Below are 20,195 nucleotides of genomic sequence, written 5' to 3' on the forward strand. Positions count from 1 at the left end.
CTATTCACCCGCATGAAATCAAACCATAAATTCTCCGATAAACTCCGTTATCATTTCGACAATTTTATGTCCAAAGGCGGGGGCGCGGTTTTCGCGGCTCTGATCACCTTATTTTTAATCGCATTCTTAACCCTATCGATCTTACGCGTGTTAGGCGGATGGATCTTTCCTGACGAATCGATCCAAGGAAAGGGAGAATTTCTGTGGAGAGTATTCTTACAGATCTCCGACGCGGGTGCTGTCGCGGAAGATGGAGAATCAAACTGGTTCAATAAAATCTCCGGAATTCTTACCGTATTTCTCGGACTCGTTCTCTTTTCGAGTTTGGTGGCTTTTATTACAAACCAATTTGATCAGAAGATCCAAGATCTAAGAAAGGGCAAAAGCGACGTATTGGAATCCAACCATACGATCATTCTCGGCTTCGGAGTCAGGGTCGTCGAGATCATCAAAGAACTCATTGAAGCCAATTCATCCGAGTCAAGAGCCGTCGTCGTGATCCTCTCGGAAGAAGACAAGGAGGTGATGGACGATTTTCTCGCAGACAACTTAACCGAACGTAAAACTACAAAAGTGATCACACGCTCCGGAACTCCATCGAGTTTACATTCTCTCAGAAAAGTAAACGCAAAAGAAGCAAAGTCAGTTCTTGTTCTCAACGCATCCGGCGACGAAGAATCGAAAGAAGGAAGATCCATCGGAGACGCGAAAGTTTTAAAATCTTTGATGGCATTGGTCGCGCTCGGACAAGGCAAGGAACTTCCCCCCATCGTCGCGGAACTCTACGGAGAAGAAAATCGACAGATCGCACAAGAACTCTCCTCTTCCATCCAAGTGATGGACGAAAGGAATATACTCGCCAAACTTTTGGTACAAACCTCCAGAACCTCGGGACTCGCGATCGTCTATTCGAACTTAGTCGGTTTTGAAGGAGACGAGATCTATTTTTACAAACCGAAAAACGGCTGGAACGGGCTTCCCTTTCAGGAAATTTCATTTCGGTTTAACGAATCAGTTCCTCTGGGATTTCGAAAAGAAGACGGGGACATCCTCCTCAATCCTCCGGCCAACTACGTCCCGGGAGACGAAGAAGACGCAGTACTCTTAGCGGAAGACGATTCTAAGATTCGTTATGCGGACAATGCAGTCGCGAGTCCCAGAGATTTTCAGACTCCTAAAAAGAAACGTTCGAATCCGATCGACAAACAGTTGATCGTCGGATGGAATTCTAAAAGTCCTCTCATCGTGGAAGAATACGCTAAGTTTGTCGCGCCCGGTTCCACGATCGACCTTTTGGTAAAACAGATCGACGACGACTTTAAAAGTTCCGTCGTTCGGTTGAAAAAGAAATATCCGAAAATCACATTACGCTCCTTTCAAGCGGATCTTTCCCAAGAATCGGTTATGAAAAGACTCGCTCCCGAATCTTACGATTCCGTAATCTTCTTAGCCGAAGAAAAAGAAAACATAGAGGAAGTCGACGCACAAACGATCTCACTTCTTCTACGCTTCCGTCAATATTTCAAACGTTATGCGTTTAAGACCGGAAACCAACCGACGACTCAGTTGATCACAGAGATTATGAACTCCGAGAATACGGAAATCGTTTTAGAAACCGGAGTCAAAGACTTCCTGATTTCCAACCAATTCGTTTCCAAGATGATGGCTCAGGTTTCGCAAGAGCCGGACGTTATGCGCGTTTATGAGAATCTTTTCAGTCCGGAAGGAAGCGAGATCTACCTCAAACCCGTGTCCTTGTATTTCGAAAATTCTTCTCAGGTTTTGTCCTTCGCTGATTGTGCCAACGCCGCACTCAAACGAGGAGAAACGTGTTTTGGAATTCGAATCGCATCGGAAGAAAAGGACGAAGAAAAAGGATACGGCGTTCACTTAATTCCGCCAAAGGATACTCAATTTTCGATCAGACCGGAAGATACATTGATCGTACTCGCGGAAGATCAAACTTAAAAAAGCCCATTCACTCTTCTAAGGAAAAACCCATTCTTATTTTTTTAAGAATGGGAAATCACAAAGTATCGATAGGAAAAAATTCGGTCTTATTCTCTTTTAAAATCCTTTTTTATCTGAGAGCGTAGACAAGACATCGATCTTAGACCATCTTGTCAAAGTAGTTCAAAAACGGTTGAAGGATCTTATAAGATTCGATCGTATTCTTAATAAAATTTTTCGAGAGGACTTCTGCGTCGCTTGCATTTTTTTCCACAACGTAACTCGTATATTGAATCCACTCAAAATCGGGATGATCTTTGGAAAATCCTCTCGGAGCGGTTTTGAGTTTCATATCGGAAAGAGTTCCGAACTCTTTTTCTAACTTTTTGTCCTGAACGATCTTCTTAAAAACATTCGAATTTTCTAAAATACCTTCGCGAACTTTTCTCAAAATTTTAGGTTCGGGCATATACAATCCGCCCGCGATAAAAGATTGGTTTCCCGGTTGAATGTGAATGTAGAAAAGAGGTCGTCCCAGATCCTTCCCCGCGGAACCGATGCTCGCTCCAAAATTGGTTTTATATGGTTCCTTGTTTTTTGAAAATCGAACGTCTCTATAGATCCGAAAGATGCATTTTTTCGGATCCACTCCCGCGAGCGCAGGATTGACCTTTGCAAGTCCGATGACGAGTTCTCCGATCAAATTTTCAAAGTCGTCCTTGGCCGCGGTAAAGAGTGATTTATTTTTTTCCAGCCAGGGTTTGTTATTATTCTTCGCTATATTTTTTAAGAAGTCGAGAGTGGATTGTTGAAGCATGAAAAAACCTTTCGATTCAAAATGTTCTCTTCTTTGAAACGATCAAGTAAAAATGGTTTTTTTAGAATCGAAAAAAAATCAGGAAATCGTTTCGTTACGAAAGATAGAATCGATTTTTTCGATGATGACGGCGTCTTTTTCAACCGAGAAGCGTGCGTCCTTCAAATCGGAAACTAACGTTTTAAGTTCCTTTTGTATGTTAGGCGGAAGTTTTCTAAAATCCGGAACCAAAAGAGAATTGAGATCCCCCGGTTCGGCCTTCCAAAGTCCTCTCGCATATTCCCTTCTTCTCGTTTCCAAATCCTTTTTCGAATCCGAAGAAATCAGATAGGCGTAAACCGCGTCCACCCATTCTTCCATCCCTGGTGCAGGAGTGAATCCGTGAAAACAGGTCAAATGAACCACGTTGCTAAAATTTCTTACGATTCGAATTTCAGTTCTATGAAAACTGGAAGCGAGTATCGGACAAGAAGACTTTGCTTCCTGGCTAAACCAATTCCTTCTCCTGGAGGGAAGAAATCTGCGATTGACCCCCTTTGTAAGGCCGCTCTGTAGATACTTCTGAAGAGTTTCAGACTTGTTCGAATCAAGTTCGTTTTTTACGTCCAAAAGCCAGACCTTGGCTCCTTTACGGCTCAATTCTTCCCAATCGGAATATAAGAATATTCTATTTCTCGCATATTGTGATTTTGGAATACAGGTTCTAAAATATTCTTCCGGGATTCCCGATTCTTCCACCATCGTCTTCGTAAAGAGAAAAAAATCATTGTCTCCGGTCGCGATTCCTCTTGTAAACTTCCCGAATTCCAAAAGTGGAACCAACAGATCGGAAGAATCTTTTTCAGAATCGTTCTTTTTCTCCAACGGATAATTCTTCTTCTCCATACGATGAAAGATCGGGCTCCATTTGGCTTCCGGATCCGGAAACGGGATCCATTCCGTCTCGATCGATTCCACGGCGCCCAGCGCAAGTTTGGATTTGTCCGTAAAAAAACCGGGTTTAAGCCTCGCCCAATAAAATCCCGATTTTTTTTCCTTTTCGGAGTTTTCCAAAAGAAGAATACAGGAACTCGTGACCGCTTCGTCAAAAAGACTATCTTGCGGAGATAAAAGAAAAAGAGAATGAAGAAGACCAGATTTTTTAAGCACCGTTTTGATAAAAACCCCGTAGCCGGAGTTGAAAAAATCTTGAGGTACGAGGAAGGCGGCCCTTCCACCCACGCTAATCATATTCAAACATTTTAATAGAAAGAAAACATAGAGGTTTGCGGTTCCGGGTAATCTTTTTTCCAAGTCTCCGCCGAAACGTTTATTTAATTCTTTTGAATAAGCCCTGTCGCTTATCTTTTTATAAGGAGGATTGCAAAGGATAACATCGAACTTTTGTTCCTTAGTTTCGAGAAGGAAATCTTGATCAAAGAAATGAAGGGAACCGTTGCGAGAAATTTTATCTTCTAAGGAATGTCTGCTAGATACTAAACAGTGAAGATCGAGGTCAAAACCAACCCATTCGGCTTTGAGTTCAGGTTGTTTGTCGAGAAGGCTTGAAAAAAACACACCGTTCCCGATTGCAGGATCCAGTATACGTTTTGAATTTTCTGGCGAGGAGATGCGGTCCGCGCCGAGAACCCAGTCTACCAGGAAATCTGCTACTTTTTCGGGAGTAAAAAACTGTCCTAGAAATTTATTTTTTATTTTTCGATTTGCCTCTTGGGACATTTATACCGTGCAATTCCAAATCTTTCGCCGAACAAGCGAATGCAATTTTCTTCATACAAACACAGTCCTAAGAACTAACGTCTGTTAAAGACAAAAATTTCAGAAGCAGAGAAGCTAACAACCAGTAAATTATCTATGTAGCATTAACGCCAATTAGGTGAATGAGTATACTATAGGTCAAACTATAAAACACACTTTGTTTAAGTATCGTTTAGAGTCCAGTCAGGTGTATACAAAAAGATTAAGCGAAATGGAATTTAACCGGATATCAACTTGGATTTGAGAACTTAAAAAGGCTTTATCATAATAAAATTATGTATTTTTACACGGTCGAATCATGAAAAGCGATGAATGAAGTTATTTCTGACTCAAATGTTTTTACTTCATTCCGTCTAAATCCGTTTTATATGCTCCGCCCGTTTTTATTTAGAGCTATCAACTTATAGAATTTGATATTTTCTCTCAGATTCGGAAAGTTCTTTCCAGAGGAGTTTCAAAACTTAATCGATTTCGATTTTTTTAGCAGGATAGAATCAGATATTGTGAAATGCGGTTATTTCAAAGAACAATGTGAGATAACGTAAACACGAAATCAAAAACGAAATATAAGTCGAACGGAATGGCGGGACCAAAAGAACAAAAGATACTTTAGTGTTAGAAAGTTATAATTAAGTAGTAATAAAAGTCCGACTGAATTCTTAGATTCAATGGACTTTTATTAAAAAGAATCTTAGACTTTCGTAAAGGGAATTACGAGATTACTGAGTGATCCGATCCGGATTCTCTTTGATTCCGAGTCGTTTTAGAATCAGAGTTTCGAGTGAATCGAATTTTTGTCTGCGCGCTTCCTCTAAGGAAGTTCTTCCGTGCACATCCGCGAGACTTGGATCGGCTCCAAGCTCTAAAAGTTTTTGCGCTAAGCCAACTCTCTTTCTGAGAATCGCCTGTAAAAGAGGAGAAATTCCTTCCGCGTTTCTATGGTTTACGTTTGTTCCGGACTTTATAAGAAGATCGACGATTCTGGAATCAAACTCGGATTCTTCCGAGATAAAATGAAGTGCGTTGTCCGCTCCCAACTGAGTCGTCTTGCCTTCCACATTTGTTTCGTGAAGACGACTTGTGTAATCCGGCTTCGCGTTGTTTTTCAAAAGCACTTCCACGATGGAAAAATTCTGCTGAGAAGACCCGGCTCCGCACGCGAGGAAGAGAGGAAATTCTTCCGGGTTGCCTTTGTCAAAATTTACATCGGCGTGATTTTCGATTAAGAATTGTACGAGGACGAGATTCCCGTGTCGAATCGCAAGATTCAAAATAGAAACGGGAACCGTTCTTCCGGAAGAATCAACCTTGGATGAATATTCTATCTTAGCTCCGGATTCGATCAGACGTTTTGGAACCGCCAAGTCGTCTATGTCTAAGACCTTCACATCCAAAAGTCCGGAAAAACTTTCCGAAAGGACGGAACTCCCGTCCCGATCTTGGGCGTTCACGTTGGCTCCCGCACGAATCAAAACTTCCGCTACTTCCGGTCTGTGATCCGCAATCATCAAAGCGGTCTTTCCGCGAGAATCCGTCGCGTCCACGGTCGCTCCGGCTTGGAGTAGAATCTGGGTCTTTTTGGGATCTCCTTCCTGAACGGATCTCAAGAACTCGTTGTCCAGGACCGGATCCGCAACGAGTAAGAATGGGAATATCACTATGAGAGAAGGGATTTTGCGAATTGTAGAAATCATTGTATATCAAAAGACCGTTTGTAGTTATTAGATCGGATTTCCGGTGGTTGTATATCCACATTTTTAGAACCCCTTTTTTCTCGGAATCCTAAAAACATCCTTTTTATCTTGACCCGCGATTCTTTCCGGAGTTCCTCTTGTTTTCGGAGTTGGATCATGTCAAAATCATTTAAAGAATATACCTACTATGATGCTACCGGTCTCGCCGACTTAGTTCGAAAAAAAAAGGTTCATCCTTCGGAACTCGTAGAATCGGCAATCGAAAGAATCGAATCCATAAACCCAGGACTCAACGCCGTCATAAACCGTTTCTATGAAGAAGCTCGTAAGACCGCAAAGACCAAACTTCCGGAAGGTCCGTTTCGAGGAGTTCCGATTCTTGTCAAAGACATCGTTCATTCCATAGGAGGCGCGCGTCTCACTTCCGGTTCGAAAGCGTTTCGAAACTATATCTCCCCCGTCGATTCCGAATTTATCAAGAGACTGCGGAGTGCGGGAACTCTTTTCTTAGGACAGACAAACGTTCCGGAATTTGCACTCATGGGAATCACCGAACCTAAGTTACACGGTCCTACGCGAAATCCTTGGAACCTGGAAAGAACTCCAGGAGGTTCTTCCGGAGGTTCCGCAGCGGCAGTCGCCTCTGGAATGGTTCCGGTTGCGACCGCTTCCGACGGAGGAGGATCGATTCGAATTCCCGCCGCCTATTGCGGGTTATTCGGACTCAAACCCACTCGAGGAAGAACTCCGGTTGGTCCTTATTTTGGAAGATTCTGGCAGGGAGCCTCGGTGGATCACGTTTTGTCGAGAACCGTTCGAGACAGCGCGGCGTTTCTCGACGCGTTATGCGGAATCGAAAGCTCAGGCGCATTTTCTTTTGAAGAATCCAAGACGAGTTATCTTTCCGAGATCAAAAAATCTCCGGGCAAACTGAGAATCGCATTCTCCACTCAATCTCCGATCGGAACTCCGGTGCATCCGGATTGTGTGGAGTCGGTCGTTCACACCGCAAAACTTTTGCATTCTCTCGGACACAAGGTCGAAGAAAAAGACGCGCCCGTGGACGGGAAGGCAATCGGAAGAGCATTTATCACGATGTATTTCGGTGAAATGGCCGCTCAATTAAAAAACTTAGAACCCATTCTCGGAAGAAAGGCAACGATGAGCGACGTGGAATCCGTGACTTGGATTCTCGGACTTTTGGGAAGAACCGTTTCCGCCGGAGAATTTGTAAGAACCCTGCAAGAATGGGATAAGGCGGCTCTTGCTATGGAAACCTTTCACGAGACTTACGATATTTATTTGACCCCGACAACCGCGATGCCGCCTGCAAAGATCGGAGAACTGGAACCCAAGTTAGGTGAAAAGATCGCGATGCAAGTCGTGGGTCGTCTGGGTTTGGGAAGAATGTTACTCGCTTCCGGTCTCGTTGATGAACTCGTCGAAAAAAGTCTTTCGAGAACTCCGTTCACACAACTCGCAAACTTAACGGGACAACCTTCAGTTTCGATTCCGATCGGACAAACGAGCGATCAGCTTCCTTTGGGATTACAGTTCACTGCGGCGAAAAGAAGAGAAGACGTTCTCTTTCGTCTGAGCGCGCAATTGGAAAAAGCCGTGCCTTGGTCGAAACATAAGTAAGTTTTTGTAGGAGTTACGACGTTTTGTAGTGCAACTTGCGGGCCCCACCCTGGTTGGGCGGAGGGGCGGGTGGTGGAAAAAATCCGGAAACTTTCGTATATCAGAGAATTCTAATTCTTGCAAGTAAAATTCCATTTTGTAGGAACTCTAACAAAATCCCTTCCTTGTGGGACGATTCTCGTTGCAGTTCTTCTCAACTTGTGGCTAAGGTTTGCTGATTGGGTGGAGGTGGCGGGTTCGTGGGAAAAATCGGGAAACATTCCTTTATCATAAAAATATTATATTGTCGAAATTTGTTTGGCTTCAATTCGTAGGAACTCCTACAAAAAGTCAAGAGCCTACAAAAATATGGAAATTTTAAAATTCATTCTAAGTGAGAAATCTTAGAATCTTTGTTTTTCAATTCATAAAAAAGAATGCAAAACAGCGTAGAGAAAATCTGATTGTTTCTTTTTTATCTAATGCAGAGACGGTTTTCAATGGAGTATATATGAATCGATTCTTTTGGCTTCAGTTAATGTTCGTAGTTCTCATTCTTTTTTCCTTGGGTTGCAAAAAACAATCTCTCTCTTCCTTCGAAGAAGATGGGAAATACGGCTTCAGAGATCAGAACGGAAAAGTTGTAATCGCGCCGCAATATTCTTTTAGTTATGATTTTGATGAGAATGGGGTCGCTTTCGTTTTTGGAGAAAGCGGATGGTCCTGCATCGACGAAACAAATCGAGTTTTGTTAAATCCTTTTTTGTTTGATAACGGTCCCGATCCTTTTTTTGGTGGTTTGGCTCGTTTTAAAGAAAACAATAAAATCGGTTTTTTTGATAGTCACTGTAATAAGATCATTGCAGCTCAATTTGATTTCGCCTTTCCTTTTGAGGAAGATTTCACAGTTGTTTGTCTTGGTTGCAAATCGGTAAAGATGGATGAACATTCTACAATTGAGGGCGGGAATTACGGCCTCATCGATAAAAATGGGAAAATTATAATTCCGATAGAATATGATTCCATCTCAACCGATCGGGACAAAAAAATTGCGCGGGCAACCAAGGGCAAGGTAGCAAAAGACATTCCGATTTTTTAATGCGATTTTAGGGGATGGGAGAATGAAAGTCGAAAAACGATGGAGTTCCTACTTTTCTTTCATCGAAGGAATCAGTTTGAAATGAAAAGGGAGACAATGGATCTTTCTTTTTTCTGTGGCCCGAAACAGAAGCCCTTCCCGAAAAAAGTAGGAACTCCCTCTTCTATCCACTTTTAAAAACAAAATATCTCTTGATTCCAGGTCACAACCCCGAAAAGCTTTCCACTCCATGATCCCCGTCTTACTCATCGGCCTTGGAAGAATCGCCTCTCTTCTCGAAAAAGATTCTCTGAGAAATCATCCCTGCACGCACGCGGGATCGATCTTTTCTCCTTGGGGAAAAAAGAAATTCATTCTTCTGGGAGCGATCGATCCTTCGGAAGATCGACGCCGACAATTTTGCAAAGATTGGAATATTCAAGAAAACAAATGTTTCTCCGACTTTCGGGAATGGTCCAGGGAGTTTTCATCTTGGAAAAACCGGGGACCGGATTCTACTCCGTTCAAAAATTTTGAAAAAGAGGGAGTTCCTACTTCGACCGCTTCCAACCGAAAGACTTCTTCCCAAACAACCCGTAAGGTCGGAACCTCGTCCAAAACGAAAACGCCCTTCGTCTCCTTGCACCCAGATTCCGAAGCAAAAAGTAGGAACTCACACCTTCCGGAAAAAGACATCGATCTCGGAAATTGTCTCGTCGTGATCGCGACCCCTTCGGACACACACTTTGAACTCGCAAGAACCGCGATCCATTTTGGATTCCGACATTTGCTCGTAGAAAAACCGGTCTGCCATTCTCTTCCTCTCGCAAAAAAACTAGCAAAACTCTGCAAAGAAACGGGGACGGATCTCCGGGTAAATCACGAACGACGTTATCATCCCCTCTACAGACGAGTTCGCAAATGGATTCAAGAAGAAACCTTCGGTCCGGTCCGAACGATCCGAGCTTCCGTCCTGACATCCGCGAGAAATCCGGGAAGAGCGATCCTCGATCAGACCGGACCTCTCTTTCATGACGGAACTCACGCAGTCGATCTTCTCACGTGGTATCTGGGAGTTCCGGATCGGATTCATTCCGTCCTCAGGTCCTATCCCCATTCTCCCGTAGAAGAACAAGCGGTGGCGCTCCTCACTTATCCGAAAGGAGAAACCGTATTCTTAGAAGCGGGGGGAATGCGGAAATACTTTCAGTTCGAGTTGGACATCCAAACGGAATCGGCGCGTTTTCTCGTGGGGAACGACGAGGTCCGATTCTGGAAATCCAAACCTTCTCGCAAATACAAAGGATTTAATAGTTTGACTCCGGTTTCAATTTCCGAAAAATCTTCCGCAGGCTCCAATCCGTTTCTCAATCTCTATGAATCGCTTTTCCGACATCTTCGCGGAAAACCTTCTCAGATCACGGGAGACATGGAGGAGAATCTTCAGATTCTTTCCATCTTGGATACGATACGGAAGAAAGCCGAAAAAAGAATCCTAGAGGTTTAGAATTTTTGTCTATGCTCGTTTCTTCCACAACCGGAACAGCCGAACCTCAGGAAACTCAATCCTATAGAAGGCATAGCAGCGCCTGGAGATTCTGGAACGCGAGCACCTTTGTCTGGAAAAAGATCTGGTCTATATTCTGGTTTTTTAAATTTGGAAGAATCCTCTTTCCTTCCTATCGCAACGAAGCCGTCCAAGAAAAATACTTTCGCAGTCTCGGAGAAGACAGTCGGAATTTCTTCTTATCCATGGGCGGGGTTTATATCAAACTCGGGCAGTATCTCGGAAACCTCTCTCATATCTTTCCGGATTCTTTTACGGAATCTCTTCAAGACTTACAAGACAGAGTCCCTCCTCATCCCTTCTCCGAAATCGAAGAACGTTTTCGTTTGGAATTCGGAAAAGAAATCACAAAAGTATTTCCGAACATCCAGAGCGTTCCCGAGGCGAGCGCTTCGACCGCACAGGTTCACGTAGCTTCGATCGGAGGACAAAAGGTCGCCGTCAAAGTTCTCTATCCTGGAATCGAATCTCTCATCGCAAACGATCTCAAAAACATCCGCTCCTTTCTCAAGCGGATCAATCGTTATCTCTTTCGTTTCGAATACAAAAAGGTCCACGACGAGATCAACCATCTTGTAACCAGAGAAACCGATCTCAAACTCGAAGCCGATTCTTACGATCGTATGCGGACCTTTTTTGCGGAAGAACCGGACTACGTCTTTCCGAAAGTCATCCGTCAATTTTCAGGAAAGAGTGTTCTCGTTACCGAGTTCATTGATGGCGTCAAAATCACCCGCGCGACCCCGGTTCTCAAAGGACAAGCGAAGTCGAGACCCGTAGAACTCCTCGTCAAAGCATACGTCCTCATGATCTTTCAGTATCGTTTTTATCACGCGGATCCTCATCCCGGAAATCTCATCTACACTCCCGATGAAAAACTCTGTTTTATCGATTTCGGAGCGGTAGGAGAAATGGGAGCGAACGGAGTCTTTGCTCTCAAAAAAATATTTCTCTCCGCGATCAGCAAGGATTACTACGGAGTTGTCTCCGGTTTGGAAGACATAGGCGCTCTTTCCGAAACCGCGGATCGGGACAAACTCGAAGAAGTCGTCCGTTATTCCTTGGAGAAACTCGGAAGATTTATCGCCGATACGGATTACTTTAAGAATCTTTCCTTGGATCAGATTCATACAAGAGAAGATCGACTCTTTTTGAAAGAGATCAATTCCAGCCTAAAAGAAATTTTTAGAATGATTCAGATCCCTGAAAATTTCATTTTCCTGGAAAGGGTCTTAGGTTTACTGGTAGGGATCACTTCGATCCTGGATCCTTATAGAACCGTTTTAGATTACGGAGAAAAACCGTTCCGGACAGTCGCCACCGGAAAAGAAGGCGGACTGGAGTCCCTTTTGTTAAACGAAGATAAAAATCTTTTAGGAAACACCCTCTCCATTCCCGGAGAATTTTATAAAGTACTCCAGAATATCAATCGGGGAAAACAGGGAATCCAACTTCGGGAAGTGGAACGGCATACTCGAAAGATGTATGTTTTGGGACATCAGATTCTCTATTCCGGATTCTTGATTGCAGGAATTCATTTCGGAAATTATTATCTCGAAAAAGGATTGGAAATGCAGAGCTGGGGATTTTTCGGAACCTCCGCGTTTTTCGGACTTGTACTCATCTATTCATTCTGGAAGAATAAACTTAAAAAGAAAGGAAACCCCTTGTGAAATATTTTGAAAAACGATTTTTAGATGTCTATCGTCCTCTCTATCTGGGGGTCATCTTTATCGGCGTCGTATTGGATCTCCTGACAAAGTTCCTCGTAATTCTCTACTATCAACCGCATCGTTACGTGGAAGTTCTCGGAAACTTTTTTAGAATGACTCTTACGTTTAACACCGGTTTTGTTTTTGGAGCCTTCCAAGACAACGCGATTCCTTCCTTGGTAGCGACCGGAGTCGCGATCATCTTTTTGATCGGTTACAGATGGAAGAATTTCGACCTCGGAAATCCTTGGGGTTGGAATCTCGTAATGGCCGGAGCCTTCGGAAACTTCTTGGATAAATTCTTTGTAAAGATTCCGGGAACCGGTTTTAGAATCGGGTTTCATCCCAATCCGGGAGAATACATCGGAGTCGTGGACTTTTTAGATTTCGACTGGCCCGACTTTTTGCTCTTCTCAAGATGGCCAGCGTTTAACGTAGCGGACTCTTGTGTCACGGTCGGACTTACGATCTTGATTCTTACGATGAAATTGGAAGAGGAGAAATAATTCTTTGAAAGCCTTGGACCTGCCCATCTGGAGAAAGATATTCAGCCGAAAGGAAGCGAACAATAAGGAGATCATTCAATTTCTTCGGGAGACGAGCGTCTTTGGAAGAATGAAAAAAAGAACCCTCATTGAAATCGCAAGAATGGTGCACGTTCGAGAATACCAAGAAGGAGAAACCGTCTTTAGACAAGGAGAAGTCGGAGCCGGCTTTTATCTCGTCTACGAAGGTTCCGTCGTGATCCGTTCCGTTCGAGACGGAATCGAACTCGATCTAGCACATCTCGACCAACACGCGTTCTTTGGAGAACTTTCTCTCTTTACCGAGGAAAGAAGAACCGCGAGCGCAATCGCAATGGAACATACAACACTACTCGGCTTTTTTCAACCGGACTTAAAAGAAATCATAGAAACAAAACCGAGGATCGGAATCGAAATTCTCATGAGCCTTTCGACCGTCATCGTGGAAAGACTTCACAGAACCAACGGGCTTTTGGAAAAAGCATACTTCCGAGGAAAACAAAAGAATGCATAATACCGAAAGAAGGGAACTCTCCGAATATTTTATTCGAATCAGTTTTTTTCTGATCGTGGCGTTTACGATCGTCGTTTCCCTCTGGGGCCTTCAACTTTTAGCCGTTCCCATCGTAATGGCTCTTCTGATCTTTTACGCTTTCAATGGAACGATCAACAATCTGGAAAGCATCGGGATTCCTAGAATTCTTTCGATCGCGATTCTGATGATTATGATCAGTATACCGATCTATATCTTTATCAACTCGGTCGCTCCGCCGATCGTTTCTACGCTCAATCCGATTCTTAAAAATTGGAAACAAGACCTGGACGACGCGAAGTTCAAGTATCTGACCGTAACCGTCAATCTTCAGTTTAACGAATTTCCCTCCAGCTGGAACGAAACTTTAAGACCGGACGAATTGATCAAAAAGATCGCGGAACTGATGCACGAGCAGGTGAAAAGTCTCGTATCTTATTTTCCGACTCTGATCGGTTATATGATCATCACTCCCCTCTTCGCATTTTTATTTTTGCTAAACGGAAATGGGATGTATAAGAATCTGATTTCTCTGATCCCGAATCGTTATTTCGAAATGGCGTTGATGGTCACCTATAAGATCAACGAACAGATGACAAACTATCTCAAGAGCCTTATGATCCAGAGCGCGATCATCTGTGTCGTTTCGACTACGGGCTTTTATATCATTGGCCTGCCTTACTTTTATATTTTCGGATTGTTTTTAGGAGTCGCAAACTCCGTGCCTTATTTGGGCCCGATCATGGGGGCGATTCCGCCGCTCTTTTTCTCGCTCGTAATCGGAGGAAGTTCTTCCACGGAAATGATGACCTCGATTCTAATTGTGGTTTTGATCGCACAGATCATAGACAACTTTATCATTCAACCGGTTGTGATTTCAGGCTCCGTTTCTTTACATCCGATCGTAGTCGTCGGCGCTGTGACCGTCGGAGGAGCCGCTCTGGGTCTCGTGGGAATGTTGATTGCGGTTCCTATGGCGGCGATCTTAAAAGTCACGATCCAGACATTTTACAGCTCGATGAAAGATCACAATCTGCTGTGATCACCCGGTCGTGGAAGATTAGCTTTCCGATTTCGTCTAACAGACTTGAATTCGAAACAAAAGTTTCGATTCTCTAAAAAATCCGACTCCGTTTCCTTAACTCCGGAAAGATTGAATTTTAGTTTGTCTTCCAATCGCAACTCTGTTGAGAGAGAAGTTTATTGAGATCTTATCGGAAAAGAGCCTTTTCAAAGGACGTGCATTCCTACCCAAAAGTTGTCTGGACAGAGGAAGATCTGTCGGATCTACGACGGTCCTCCGTGAAAGTCGCGCGCCCCACCCAAATTTTGGGTGGTGGGGTGGGTGGCGGGAAAAACCTCGGGTGACTTTCCTATATCACAAAATTCTAATTTTGCAAGAAAAAAGTTCCGCGTAGGAACTCCGACAAACCCTTCTTCTCAAGACGATTCTCATTGCAGTTCCTCCCAGCTTCCGGCTAAGGACATTAGGCAAAAGAGGAAGATGAATCTAAATCACAAAACTCTGAAGTTTTTCCAGAAATTCCTTCTTCTCTGAAGCCTGAAAGGCACCTTGCGGAACAATCAAGGCGCTCAAAGAGGATACGTATAAAAAAAGATAATCCTTTGTTTCGACCACCTCGCTGATGGACCCCGGCTTGAACTGAGCGGAAGTATACAATGTCTCAAAGACAAGCAAATCACCGTCTAACGTGATTTTTTGTTTTCCGATCATTCCTTTGTTTTCTTTTTCGCGAAGCATTTTATCCACATTGTTTCTGAGTCGCCAAAAATAGAGACGATCAAAAAAAAAGAACCACGCGATTGCAAATAAGAAGATTGGAATATTGAATAGGAGAGGCGTTTCGTCTAAGTTTCGATAATTCAAAATCAAGAAAACGAACAAGGTCCAAATAGGAATGATGAGTTTCGCGATCATTCTTTTTCTTTTCGAAATTTTAGAATGACGAAAATGGTATTCATTGAAGTTTACGATATCTTCCAAAGTCAATTCGTAGTTGATTTGCATAGAGTGTATTACCGAATAAGTTTTATAGAATAATTTTTTATATCTTAGAATCGGGAACGATTTCGATCAACGATCGCGAGTCCGTGCCGAAAGAGGCAAAGAATCTTCCGAAATTCTATTGCGGATAAAATGGAAGCCCGATTTCAAGTTCTTTTTCGAAAAAATATCAGCCGAATCCAAGCCCAGTCGGTTCTTTTTAACAACAAGCGATCTTTTTCGATGTGAGCGCATTCTTATAAAATGATGAAAAATCTGTTCCAAATTTTTATTCGTTCCGGCGCTTAGAGCATTCCGTCAGTCGGTAATAAACGCTCGAAATGTTTCGGATTCTTTTTTACGATTCCGGAACTTTCGAACCATTGGCTTGTGGTTTCATTTTGATTTGAACTCCGTCCTTCCCGGGAACTCAACGCCTCGCTTTCTTCGCCCCCAACAGTTTTTGGAAAGACTTATCCAAAATCTGTCTGCATTCTTTAGAACAGTCTGTCGGAATTACGACAACTCTTCCGTAAAAGTCGCGCCCCGCCCGAATTTCGGGTGGAGGGGAGTGGAGGCGGGAAAAACCTCGGGTGACTTTCCTATATCACAAAATTCTAATTTTGCAAGAAAAAATCCCCGTGTCGGAACTACGACAAACCCTTCTTCTCGAGAAGATTCTCGCTGCAGTTCCTCCCAACTTCCGGGTAAGGTTATGCGCTTTGGAACAAACTCTAAATCAGAAATGCAGGAACCGTTATGAGCGGAAGACCGGGATCATGATCAGAGTAATAAAACGGAAAATCATTGGATCGAGAAGAAGTCGAAAATTCCGAACTAAAAAACGTTTGAATCTTGAGAGACCAAATCTCTCAAAACAAACCGTTCACACCGTTGATCGTGACGGTTTTGATAACTTCCTTATCTTTCTCCGATTCGGCGACCTTCCAGTTGACTCCCGAAGAAGTGGAAAGAAGGCTCCTTCCGATTCCGGAGCGACCGAGAGCGGAACCGACTCCGGTGACTCTTGCGATAAAAATTCCGTATTTGGAGGAAAGTTTCGCATAACGTTCCAAGTCTTCAGCGTGTGTGGAATCCGTTTCCAAGACCGAATCAATATGAAAAAGAAGATTTACGTTCTGAGATTTTAATTCCTCCAGACGTTTTGGATTTTCGATTTCTTTTCCCGTCACGATTCCGAATCGAAACCCGCTCATGATAAAAATCGTTTCGGCCTCTCCCCCCACCGCCGGCTTTTCCGAAGCCAACAACTCGTGTTTTTCATACCAATCCACGACGACCACGCTTTGTATGATCGGCACCGAAAGTTTTAATTTCCCGGAATCGTCCTTTCTAAAAATAGAACCTCCGATAATTACGCCTTTATAATATTCTGAAATCTGCAACAACTCGTCCGTCAGGTGTTTTGCTTTTTCGGAAGAACCTTCGGGAGTAGAGGAAGAATTGTAAAACGGAAAGTATTCCGGAAGAAGGAGAAAGTCCGACTTCTCCTTTGCCAGTTTCGATTTTTGTTCGTTTGTGATGGGTTGATTGAGATGTTTTTGAAAAAGAGTTACTTTTGCGGATGCCAATAATCGATACCTTCCTGATTTAATCCCCTAAGATGGAAGGATCAACACCCAGCGAATCCGCATCCAGATTCTCGGAAGAACCGATTTCTCCTTGAGCGGCTCCGCCACCGGAAATTCCAAGATCCGATTCTCCGGTGGGTTGTTGCTCCGTCTTAATTCCGAATTCTTTCTCCATCTCTTCCGATGAAAGTTCGGTGACTCCCCCGAAAAGATCTCCGTTCTCGAGTCTTCCCGCAAGGGCGATCGAATAACAATAGGATTCCATAATACATTGTTTGATCGGTTTTTTGTTGAGTCTTCTTTTGGATTCCATGAGATCGAAGGCCATGAGTTCTTCCATGTTCGTAACGATCTCTTTTTTCGACTTCATATCCGCGATCAGCTTCTCTAAAATTTCTCCGGTCTTTTCCACGAATTCTTTTACGGTCACTCGAACGTTTCTGGATTGTTGACTTCTTTTCGTTTCGAGAGCTGTCGTTTTTTTCGAAGCCTCGATATAGTTCGCGCCCGGATTTTTAAGATGGTTCTTTAGTTCTTTATAATATTGATCGTAGATTCTAAACTGTTCGATCGACGCTCGAGTAGTTTCGTAGTGGTCGATCATCTTCTCGCGATAATCCACCTTCGCGCCGTTTATGATCGTTGGTTTGATTTCTATCTTCTTCGTGGTCATCACAAAAGAGTATTCCGCGTCGAATTCCTTAAAAAACAACCAGGTTAGAAAGGCTTTGTCAGCCGAAGGAATGAGGTCGTGTTCTCCCTTGGGATCGTGTTTTTTGCGAAGTTGATCGAGAGAAAGCATACGCATCAATTTCAGACCGTATTTCAATTCCTTGCTGAGAGATTCTTCCGGATTGATTTCTTCCTTCTTCTCTTCTTCTGCGACTTCTTCTTCCGGGGCCGCGCCTCCGGAGATTTCATCCAATTCTTCTCCCTGTTGTCTTTGTCCCGGCTTTTCTTCCGGAAAAATTCCAATCACGGATTCCATCGTGTTGCTTAGGAGCGGAATGTTTTTATTCTCGTTTCTCAATACTACGAGGTAGAGTTTTTCAAAAAGAGTTCCGTAGAGATAATCGAATTCTTGGAGCGCCCTCTTCTTCTTCGTATTATAAATACTCGAAGGTTTTCCTTCCAGTTTTTCAAGCGCTGCGTAACCTAAGGTCACGGCCTTTACATAACTTCCTTGAAACGGATAAACATAGTATAATTTTCTAAAGATAGAATAGATAGGATCTCTGACTCTGGAAATTCCCACCGGAAGATCAGGAGCCGCGTTATGCGGTTCTATGACCTGATTGACTTCCGCGTTATCATAGAGTTTGTGCATTCTCCCTATGAGTTCTATGTAGATAGGATTTTGTGCGTCGAGTTCCTTTGCGATCTTTCCCGCATAGGCAGGATTTCCAAGAATATCATTCCCCACAAAGTTCATTTCTAAGATGGCTTTTTTTCCGGAAAGATTGAATTCCGATAAGAAAGAAGGTAGGAGTTCCGACGAAGAAAAACCGGTGACCCTTCCTAACCAACATTTGACTCGAACTGAAAAACGATTGATGAAGTTTCCCATCTCGTCTTCAAGAGCTTTACGGTCTCTCGGAGCCGGTCCTCGAGATTGAGGAACTCCTTTTCCTCCGGAAACATTAGAAGATCCGGAACGACCTCCCGATCCTCCGCCGGGACGCGAAGAAGAATCTCTTCCTCCGGCCTGACTTCTCTGGCCTTGACGAACGTTGGGCTGGCTGGTTTTACGGGCTGCTTCTTCTTTCTTTTTATCCTTATCGTTGACGACCTTGCCGCCAGCAGACTGGAATTTATCGAACATTTCTTTTCTGGCCTTATCATCCAGATTGTTCACTCCAATGGAGCGTTTTGTTTTATCAAACTCAGCCATAATGCAACCCTTGCAATCCCGCGTCTCAGTTCAAATTTGCAGTTCTGAGAAATAAATCAAGAAAGATACTGATTCATTTTACTTCTTGACAGACCTTTCTTCCGGGTGTTTTTTCGATCTGATGATCATCCGCAGCGAGATTCGAGAGAACCATATCGTTCTTAGCGTTCTTGAAGATATTCTGATGGATAATTCAAGGGATTTCTACTACGAATTTGAAGAATCGATAAAAACCGGTAGTCCTGAAATCATCAGTTTTTTCCTAGGAAAAGTCAAATTCATAGATTCTTCCGGAATCGGCATTATTATCAAAGTACGTAATCAAATCCGCGAAAAAAACGGCACTGTAAACATATTCGGCCTCAATAAATCCTTAAACTCGGTGTTTCGACTATCGGGTTTGGATAAAATTGTGAACCTTTATACGAACGAAGAGTTTCTAAACAAGTATCCGATTTTTCAGGAGTTTGTGGATCAAAATTCTAAATGAAACTAATATTCCAATCTTTCTCTGTTCTTGTCATTCTTCTCCTTGTTCAATGCTCCTGGGTCCACGAAAGAGGGATCTTCTTCTGGGGCAAAAGTCAGAACTTAATTTATAACTCTGAAGAAGTCGCGTATTTCAAAATTTCCCCTTCCAAAGTCGATCAGTTTGATGAATTTGTTCCTCCGGGTCCCTTTTCTCATCCCGTCGATCTCAAACCGGAACAATGGAAGGATCTTTTAGGAAATCTCAAGTATGTAAAAAAATCCTCTCTCGGCTTTTTTACGGATCACGTCTTTTCAGATGGAGAATTGGAGATCATCGCAAGAGATCTTCCTCACGTTTTAAAATCTCTTCCTGAAAATAAGATCCTCGTTTTGATCACGAAATACGATGACATTCAATCCGTAATTTCCACGGAAGAATTGACCACGGCTCTTGTCTGGGGTGATAAAACAAAGGTGAACATCGTCTTTGGTAAGATCAAAAGAGAAATCATCGATAAAAACATCGGTTTTGATTTTAGTCTCTGGACGGATATCAGACAGATCTATCTCACAAACGTTTCAGACGGAACCGAGATTTCGGATAACGGAGCGGTTCAATTCCAAACGGTAAAGAACGTTCCCAATCGTAAGTGGGTGGTTTTTAATCTGGATCAGATGGATCAGTATAAATTCAAACCTCGAAAGAGAAACGAAATTCGTAAACTTACGGACGAAAACGATCGACCCGGCGGCGGTTGATCGACTTCCTTCGTTTTCCCCTTCTTCTCCGATCGATTTAGAGAGATTCTTGAAAAAGAATTTCTCTAAAAAAGACAAAATCCCTTCCTCAAATTCCTCTCCTCTTGAATCAAAAACAATAAGATTTAAAGCAATAATCCGCTCTTAACTCCTAACCTTTTTTTTCTTTGAAAGACCGGATCTTTGTTTAGAATTTTTGAATGTGTATTCTTCCGAAATTGGATT

The 20,195-nt window shown here is 43.1% G+C and carries 16 protein-coding genes; 10 read left to right on the forward strand and 6 right to left on the reverse strand.

Annotated elements, in window-relative coordinates; all coding sequences use genetic code 11:
* The first annotated feature begins 12 nt into the window (after window positions 1-12).
* Complete coding sequence (locus A0128_RS14180; protein ID WP_069608112.1) at window positions 13-1,968, forward strand: CASTOR/POLLUX-related putative ion channel; 1,956 nt, start codon at window positions 13-15, stop codon at window positions 1,966-1,968.
* 142 nt (window positions 1,969-2,110) lie between these two features.
* On the opposite strand, the gene A0128_RS14185 is transcribed toward A0128_RS14180, so the two are convergent.
* The 3 genes from A0128_RS14185 to A0128_RS14195 all read right to left on the reverse strand — a co-directional run bounded on the left by A0128_RS14185 (window position 2,111) and on the right by A0128_RS14195 (window position 6,219).
* Entirely contained in the window at window positions 2,111-2,767 is a 657-nt protein-coding gene (locus A0128_RS14185) for a DUF2461 domain-containing protein (protein WP_069608113.1), read from the reverse strand.
* Between the two features lie 78 nt (window positions 2,768-2,845).
* Complete coding sequence (locus A0128_RS14190; protein ID WP_069608114.1) at window positions 2,846-4,486, reverse strand: HsdM family class I SAM-dependent methyltransferase; 1,641 nt, start codon at window positions 4,484-4,486, stop codon at window positions 2,846-2,848.
* Window positions 4,487-5,244: 758 nt separating this feature from the next.
* Complete coding sequence (locus tag A0128_RS14195; RefSeq protein ID WP_069608115.1) at window positions 5,245-6,219, reverse strand: ankyrin repeat domain-containing protein; 975 nt, start codon at window positions 6,217-6,219, stop codon at window positions 5,245-5,247.
* A 156-nt stretch (window positions 6,220-6,375) separates the two neighbouring features.
* Here A0128_RS14195 and A0128_RS14200 point away from each other — a divergent pair, with 156 nt between their 5' ends.
* The 7 genes from A0128_RS14200 (at window position 6,376) to A0128_RS14235 (ending at window position 14,294) form a co-directional block, all read left to right on the forward strand.
* Window positions 6,376-7,860: an amidase gene (locus tag A0128_RS14200; RefSeq protein ID WP_069608116.1), complete on the forward strand. Its 1,485-nt coding sequence runs from the start codon at window positions 6,376-6,378 to the stop codon at window positions 7,858-7,860.
* 490 nt (window positions 7,861-8,350) lie between these two features.
* Window positions 8,351-8,938 (forward strand): WG repeat-containing protein, encoded by a 588-nt coding sequence (locus A0128_RS14205; protein ID WP_069609310.1) that lies wholly within the window; start codon window positions 8,351-8,353, stop codon window positions 8,936-8,938.
* A gap of 229 nt (window positions 8,939-9,167) precedes the next feature.
* On the forward strand, window positions 9,168-10,424 hold the full coding sequence (locus tag A0128_RS14215) for a Gfo/Idh/MocA family protein (protein WP_069608118.1): 1,257 nt from the start codon (window positions 9,168-9,170) through the stop codon (window positions 10,422-10,424).
* An 11-nt stretch (window positions 10,425-10,435) separates the two neighbouring features.
* A complete protein-coding gene (locus A0128_RS14220; protein ID WP_069608119.1) occupies window positions 10,436-12,157 on the forward strand; it encodes an ABC1 kinase family protein in 1,722 nt (573 codons plus the stop codon).
* Entirely contained in the window at window positions 12,154-12,702 is a 549-nt protein-coding gene (locus A0128_RS14225) for a lipoprotein signal peptidase (protein ID WP_069608120.1), read from the forward strand. The genes A0128_RS14220 and A0128_RS14225 overlap by 4 nt, the downstream gene beginning before the upstream one ends.
* 4 nt (window positions 12,703-12,706) lie before the next feature.
* The gene (locus A0128_RS14230) at window positions 12,707-13,234 is read left to right on the forward strand and encodes a cyclic nucleotide-binding domain-containing protein (protein WP_069608121.1); all 528 of its coding nucleotides are present in this window, start codon (window positions 12,707-12,709) and stop codon (window positions 13,232-13,234) included.
* Entirely contained in the window at window positions 13,227-14,294 is a 1,068-nt protein-coding gene (locus tag A0128_RS14235) for an AI-2E family transporter (RefSeq protein WP_069608122.1), read from the forward strand. Before A0128_RS14230 ends, A0128_RS14235 begins: the two co-directional genes overlap by 8 nt.
* A 468-nt stretch (window positions 14,295-14,762) precedes the next feature.
* On the opposite strand, the gene A0128_RS14240 is transcribed toward A0128_RS14235, so the two are convergent.
* The 3 genes from A0128_RS14240 to A0128_RS14250 all read right to left on the reverse strand — a co-directional run bounded on the left by A0128_RS14240 (window position 14,763) and on the right by A0128_RS14250 (window position 18,740).
* The gene (locus tag A0128_RS14240) at window positions 14,763-15,281 is read right to left on the reverse strand and encodes a YcxB family protein (RefSeq protein ID WP_069608123.1); all 519 of its coding nucleotides are present in this window, start codon (window positions 15,279-15,281) and stop codon (window positions 14,763-14,765) included.
* An 848-nt stretch (window positions 15,282-16,129) separates the two neighbouring features.
* Window positions 16,130-16,849, reverse strand: a complete 720-nt coding sequence (locus tag A0128_RS14245; protein WP_069608124.1) for a carbon-nitrogen hydrolase family protein — start codon at window positions 16,847-16,849, stop codon at window positions 16,130-16,132.
* A 19-nt stretch (window positions 16,850-16,868) separates the two neighbouring features.
* Window positions 16,869-18,740 carry a hypothetical protein gene (locus tag A0128_RS14250; RefSeq protein WP_069608125.1) on the reverse strand — a complete coding sequence of 624 codons (1,872 nt, stop codon included), beginning with the start codon at window positions 18,738-18,740 and terminating at the stop codon, window positions 16,869-16,871.
* A gap of 121 nt (window positions 18,741-18,861) precedes the next feature.
* On the opposite strand from A0128_RS14250, the gene A0128_RS14255 reads away from it, so the two are divergent.
* Window positions 18,862-19,230: an STAS domain-containing protein gene (locus tag A0128_RS14255; RefSeq protein WP_083244136.1), complete on the forward strand. Its 369-nt coding sequence runs from the start codon at window positions 18,862-18,864 to the stop codon at window positions 19,228-19,230.
* Window positions 19,227-19,970 (forward strand): LA_1326/LA_4305 family lipoprotein, encoded by a 744-nt coding sequence (locus A0128_RS14260; RefSeq protein ID WP_069608126.1) that lies wholly within the window; start codon window positions 19,227-19,229, stop codon window positions 19,968-19,970. Before A0128_RS14255 ends, A0128_RS14260 begins: the two co-directional genes overlap by 4 nt.
* Window positions 19,971-20,195 lie beyond the last annotated feature (225 nt).

It is taken from the genome of Leptospira tipperaryensis, assembly GCF_001729245.1.
In the GTDB taxonomy this organism is placed as follows: Bacteria; Spirochaetota; Leptospiria; order Leptospirales; family Leptospiraceae; genus Leptospira; species Leptospira tipperaryensis.